Raw genomic sequence first — 6,438 nt, forward strand, 5'->3', positions numbered from 1 at the left:
AAAAATGAAACACATAATGGAACAATTACAGGAAGCGGCTTTGAAAAACGGACCGCTTTGCGTTGGCTTGGACACAGATCCTTCTTATTTGCCGGAGTCGGTTTTGAAGGCTTTTGATTCGCCGGTTGAGGCAGTTGTAGCTTACAACAAGGAAATCATCAAGCGCGTGGCTGCCGATAAATCTGCCTGCTGTTTCAAGATTCAGATTGCTTACTATGAGGCGATGGGAATCGAGGGCTTGAAGGCTTACATCGAGACGATAAAGGCTGTTCACGAAGCTGGTTTCATTGCAATCAGCGACATCAAGCGCGGTGACATCGCAGACACAGCAAAGGCTTATGCGCGCGCCCACTTCGGAGCAGGCTCAGATTTCGAAACTGACATCATCACAATCAATCCATACATGGGCTTTGACACACTCAAACCATTCACCGAATATTGCAAACCGAATGGCGAGGCCGGCGGAAAGGGCATTTTCGTGCTCTTGCGCACATCAAATCCTGGCATGATCGATATTGAGCAGCAGGAATTAAAGGCCGGTGGTCGAGTACTCGACAAAACTGGCGGCGAATTGGAGCGAATTTCTGCTGAATTTAAAGCTCTTTACCCGGAGCAGAAATGTTCTCCTGTCGGAGCCGTTGTCGGCTGCACAGAAGAAAGCGATGCCCGTGCTTTGCGTGACGCATATCCTGACATTTTCTTCCTTATTCCTGGCTATGGCGCACAGGGCGGTGCTGCCCGAATCGCCGCTACATTGCTCGACAAGGCTGGCGGCACTGTAAATTCTAGCCGCGGCATTTTGTGCGCATGGAAAAAGGACGAGTCTCTTGCCGAAGCTCGCGAGGCCGGCACACTCTGCCTTAAAGATATTGCAGATGCAGCAGGAAAAGCCTGTCGTTATTCAACGGCAGACTTATTGAATGCAAAAAAACAACTTGGATTGTAAAATGAATAAAGTGACTGATTGTAAAGGCGAACCGTTACCGGTTTTTGGCAAAGGCGTTGTAACTTACTGCGATGTTGAGCAGGGAGCGGCTCCTTTTGGAAGCGTTTGGAATCTCAAGCTTTTGATGCTTGTTGATCTTTCGACCGGTTCAACAGATGTTCCTGTTCCTGCAGCGGGCCAGTTTTATCTCTTGCGCTCTGCAAAATCCGGGGTTCTGCTCGGCCGACCAATCAGCATTTATATGGCTCGGAAGGCTGGCGAGGCTGCATACCTCGAATTCCTGATTTTAAAAAAGGGAAAAGGCACGGAAGAGCTTTGTTTTCTCGAAAAAAATGACGAAGTTGAATTGATTGGCCCTCTCGGAAACACTTTCCTGCAGCCAAAAACTGACGATAAAATCTGTATCGTCGGAGGCGGAATCGGTGTTGCTCCTGTAGCTGGTTTTGCATCAGGTTTGCCGGCGAAATCTTATGATTTCTTTGCGTGTTTCAAAAGCGGCTCTTACGGTTTGGATTATGTTGCTGCTAATGAGCTGACAATTACAACCGATGACGGCTCTGCTGGTATCAAAGGTATGCTTCCGACGGCACTCACGGCCGAAACTCTCAAAAAAAAAGGCTACACTGTCGTTTACGCCTGTGGACCTACTCCGATGCTTGCTTATTTGCAGAAAATCTGTGCTGAGGCAGGAGTTCAGGCATATCTTAGCATGGAAAACCGCATGGCTTGTGGTGTCGGTGCTTGCTTGGGTTGTACAATCACTACTAGCGAAGGAAATAAACGCTGCTGTAAAGACGGCCCTGTTTTCCGTGGCGAGATTTTGCAGTTTGAAAAACCAAAATTCAAGCCGATTTTTGGAACGGAAAAACCTGATTCTGATTTTGATCCAGACCTTTCTGTTGAAGTTGCGGGCGTTAAATTTGAAAATCCTGTGATTGCGGCAAGCGGCACATTCGGCTACGGCTCGGAATATTCAAGCATTTTTGATGTGAACAAACTGGGCGGAATCTGCTCGAAAGGCCTCACATTGCAGGCTCGGCCGGGCAACACAGGAACCCGCTTGGTCGAAACTCCATCAGGCTTAATAAACTCAATCGGCTTGGAAAATCCAGGAATCGAGCATTTTATCAAGCATGAGCTTCCGGGAATGCTCGCTCTCAAACCTGTTACAATCGCAAATCTTTCAGGCTCTTCTTTAGAAACTTACGTTGAGGGCGCAAAACTCCTCGACCAGACCGACGTGCCAATGATTGAGCTTAACATCAGCTGCCCGAACGTTAAGGCCGGCGGGATGGGATTCGGCATGGCTCCGGAAACTGCTGCAAGCGTTACAAAAGCTGTTCGAGAAGCAACAAAAAAGCCTCTCATGGTAAAACTCACGCCGAACGCGCCAGATTTAATCGGAATCGCAATGGCCGTGCGTGAGGCGGGTGCCGATGCCCTGAGCCTTGTGAACACATTCCAGGCTATGTCTATTGATTTGAACACAGGCCGACCAGTCTTTGACAATATTCGTGCCGGATTCAGCGGCCCTGCAGTAAAGCCAATCGCGCTTCGCATGGTCTACGATGTCGTTCAGGCAATGAACAAATTGCCGGAATCAGAGCGAATCCCGGTAGTGGGTCTGGGCGGAATTTCAACATGGCAGGATGCTGTTGAATTCCTCATGGCTGGAGCAGCTGCAATTCAGGTTGGAACGGCAACATTCTCGAATCCAAACGCAATGATTCAGATTGTCGAAGGATTGAAGCTCTATATGAAGTCAAAAGGATTCAAGTCAATCGCAGAATTCAGGGGAATTGCTCAGTAGCAAAGGGAAATTACAAAATCGAATACTTCAAGATTGAAGAAATAACTGAATAATCACTCAGAAAAAAGCTGCCCATGCACGGGCAGTTTTTTTATGTACAAAAGTATTTCTTGACATATATATATAACATACATACAATATTAATATGGCACAAGCACTAATGAAACCAGTCACTATTTATTTTCAGGAACTCAAATATCTCATGTTTCAGCAGATGGCTGCACGGCAAAACCGTAAGGCTGCCGAACTTGTCCGTGATGCGATGGATGAATATCTCGAAAATCATTCCCAATCAGGTGCGTCCCTTGATTCATGGAGTCCAGTTTCACTCGGCGGGCTTAAAGCTGGTGCTTCTGACTGGCTTTCAAAAGATTATCAGAGTGAATTACTAGATTCGGGGGCTAAATTTTGACTGGTGTTGATACAACATGGCTCATTGATTTGGAAATAACAGATTCGCCACGCCATGAAGGAGCCTTACAGCTTTTTGAAAAATGGCGGTCACAAAAAAATTCCATGCTGGCTATTTATTATCAATCTTTCTTGGAATTCCAGCATGTTGTTACGGATTCAAAAAGGTTCAATTCACCGCTTACAATGGAACAAGCCTTAGAGCGATGCTGGTTTTGGATCGACCAGGAACGCATAAAAATCATTTATCCAAGTGAAACATCACTCAAACGCTCCCAGCTCTGGATGTCAATGTACAAACTTGGCCGCAAGCGCATTCAGGACACGCATATAGCTGCAGCCTTTCTGGAATCCTGTGTCACCCAAATTTTTACCGCAAATCCCGCTGATTTTGAGATTTTCGAAGCATTTGATCTGGTCAATTACTGAGCATTTCGAACGATTCGTGCACCACAGTTTGCCCAGCGCATTTCTGGTGTATTTTTTACGCTTCGATCCGCTACCTTAGCAGTTCCGGCAGAGTAAGTACATCCACCGCCACGGACGATATGCTCAGTTCCTGAGCCATTGCCTGTGGCTGGGGTTGTTGCTGTTACAGTTCCGCTCCAGTCCCAACAAATTTCAAAGACATTACCACTCATGTCATAAAGTCCGAGCGCATTAGGTGTTTTTTGTTTGATTGCCCTCGGCTTGTCCTGGTCAGCATCTCCCACAGAATACCATCCAACTTCACTTGCTGTGTTGCTTCCGCTATAGATATATCGGTTTGTGTTCGTAAGATTACCTCCGCGCGCAAGGAATTCCCATTCTGCTTCGGTCGGGAGCCGCCAGCCGTTTGCATTCGTATTGAAGCTTGCCCCATCCCAGGTAGAATCAACAGCAGACGGGCCGCAGTATTTTGAACTTGAATCCGAGACTATTCCAGTCCATTGTGCAGGGTTCGTCTTTCCACCGATTGAATAAACAGGTGTGAGACCCTCTGCCATACTTCGCAAATTACAATATACGAGCATATCATAAATATTTATTCCGTAAGCCGGATAGACAGGATTTGCAGAGCCAGTACTGTAGTTACTGTTCGGAGGCGTATTGACATCCGTTGAGCCTTTTCCGTATTTACAGTATTTCTCATATTCTTCCTGAGTCAATTCATGGTCGCTGGCCAGAAGAGCCGGTATAGTAAGATTTCTTCCGGAAATGAATATTTCAGAGCCTGTGATTGCCTCACTTCCATCAAAATTTGTTTCCGGCATAAAAATAACATCGCCTGTAAAGAAACCTGGATTACTTTCTCCACCGTCAATCCGGGCGTAATCAGCAGCGTAATTTGTACCTATGCGAAATTTGGTTCCTTTTCCACCAACGAGGTACTGATTCATGGTGAACATTTCTGTTGAATTAGTCACTGAACTTGTAACAAATTTATCTGAGACGAGAATGGTAGTAAGTCCAATACAACGAGAAAACATATAGCTGGCGTTTTCCAGCGCAGACGTTTCAAAACTTCTCAAATCAAGGACTTTAAGTTCCCGACATGACTCAAACAGATTGCCCATGTTTGTTACTTTTGATGTGTCAAAACTTGACAGATTAACTGTCTTAAGCATTGAGCACTCCATAAACATGTGGTACATACTGGTTATTTCTGAAGTCTCAAAACCTCTCAAATCTGCAGAAAGAAGTTTTGTGCAGCCGTCAAACAGCCTATAACTGTTCGAGTCAGTAATGGAAAGCGTGATACCTTCCGCCACAGAGAATTTAACACTGCTTGCTGATGTTGATTTTATAGCTTCTGCAATTGTTCCTGTAGTTATAGATCTTCCCAAATCATCCGCCGTAGCACCTTTACATAGCACGACATCGATATCACCGCTTGCACTCTTGATTGCATTTACCGCACTTTCCCGGCTGTAATAGAATGTTCCGTCAACCGATGCCATGGGTTCAGCAGGAGTTAAAATTGCCTGGCCGGATGCATTTTTTTGTACTTCATATTCTTCTGTGTCACTGTGGAAAACACTTGTGACATCCAGACTTGAGCTATAAGTCGCCAATCCGCTGGTAAGTACTACAGGAGATGTTTTAGTTGGAGTTACGGCTGTTGTAAATCCAATTCTGCTTGTATCACTTAGAGCGTCCGCAAGTGTCAGAACTTTAGACGAAGAAAGATAGACATTGTTTGCGACCGATGTAGTTCCGCTTGCTTTTGTGTTGTCCTGGACGGTGACTTTGCCTTTGATTTTGACGGTTCCACCTTTTACAAGAATTCCGCCGCCGTTCAGTTTTGCAGAATTTTCGATTATGTTTGCTTTGTCCCCAAGAATAAGAATTCCATCTTCTAAGTAGATGCCACCACCACCGCCAGAACCTATAAGATCACTAGTTGACTTATTTCCTTTTATCGTTGAGTCAGTTATTGTTAGGGTTCCGCTTCCTTCTTTGGAAATTCCACCGCCACTTACACCTTTGTTTCCGTCACTACCGTCGCCACCGATTATGGATTCCTTTATTTCAACATCAGAAGAAGAAAAAGACGCTATCCTGATTCCACTTTGCTCACACCCTGTTACTGCCGAACCGACAATATCAACCTTTCCGCTTCCTTTTACAATAATTCCACCCATCCCACCTTTAGTAATACAAAGGTGGCTGATTGTCACAGGTATTTCATTTTCCAGGGCTAAAGTTGTCTGCGAACCGTTTCCGACAAGGCAGTCTGTACTAGTGTCTGTCGTGCCAAAGATTACAAGAGATTTTGCTTTTAAAGTTGAAGGAACTGTAAGAGTATCTGAGCATGCTATGGAGCCGCTTATGCAGATTGCCCAGTCCTTCTCCGTTTTGTTCTTTGAATTTATGAGGGTCAGTGCTTTTTCGACCGTGTTAAAAGGATTTGATTTCGTGCCAACGCCGGAAGTCGTTCCTGAAGAAGAAACATAAATGATATTCGTGTTTACCTGGTCTTCGCTGACTTCAATCGGGCTGTCTGCATTTGAACTCTGCTGACCGGTTGCTACAACCACAAGCTCAGGAATCACAGTCTCTTCAATTCCGTCCCCGGAAAGCGTGAAATAAATGATGTAGTTGCCGGTCGGAAGGCTTGCGTTTGTATAAGTGACAGATTTTGAAGTTTCGGATTCATCAGGAGTAAGTTCTTTTGAATCGACTGAACTTGAAGTGTCAGTCAAATTCACGACTTTTACCGCAACTTTTGAGACAGTTGAAGAAGATGGAAGATTAACTTTTATGCTGACAGAACCAGTTGCTGAAGAAT

At 45.3% G+C, this 6,438-nt stretch carries 5 protein-coding genes; 4 read left to right on the forward strand and 1 reads right to left on the reverse strand.

The window, feature by feature from the left end; genetic code table 11:
* Positions 1-4: 4 nt before the first annotated feature.
* From pyrF to IJJ71_RS11030, 4 genes are all read left to right on the forward strand, one after another.
* The gene (pyrF, locus tag IJJ71_RS11015) at positions 5-946 is read left to right on the forward strand and encodes an orotidine-5'-phosphate decarboxylase (RefSeq protein WP_296847041.1); all 942 of its coding nucleotides are present in this window, start codon (positions 5-7) and stop codon (positions 944-946) included.
* A gap of 1 nt (position 947) precedes the next feature.
* Positions 948-2,756 carry a dihydroorotate dehydrogenase gene (locus IJJ71_RS11020; protein ID WP_296847042.1) on the forward strand — a complete coding sequence of 603 codons (1,809 nt, stop codon included), beginning with the start codon at positions 948-950 and terminating at the stop codon, positions 2,754-2,756.
* A 145-nt stretch (positions 2,757-2,901) separates the two neighbouring features.
* A complete protein-coding gene (locus IJJ71_RS11025; protein ID WP_296847044.1) occupies positions 2,902-3,168 on the forward strand; it encodes a hypothetical protein in 267 nt (88 codons plus the stop codon).
* Entirely contained in the window at positions 3,165-3,596 is a 432-nt protein-coding gene (locus IJJ71_RS11030; protein WP_296847046.1) for a hypothetical protein, read from the forward strand. The genes IJJ71_RS11025 and IJJ71_RS11030 overlap by 4 nt, the downstream gene beginning before the upstream one ends.
* Here IJJ71_RS11030 and IJJ71_RS11035 read toward each other — a convergent pair.
* Positions 3,590-6,438 (reverse strand): SUMF1/EgtB/PvdO family nonheme iron enzyme (locus tag IJJ71_RS11035; protein WP_296847047.1); only part of this gene is annotated, 2,849 nt, incomplete at its 5' end. The genes IJJ71_RS11030 and IJJ71_RS11035 overlap by 7 nt on opposite strands.

Origin of the sequence: Treponema sp. (assembly GCF_017430385.1) — a bacterium.
Lineage (GTDB): Bacteria > Spirochaetota > Spirochaetia > Treponematales > Treponemataceae > Treponema_D.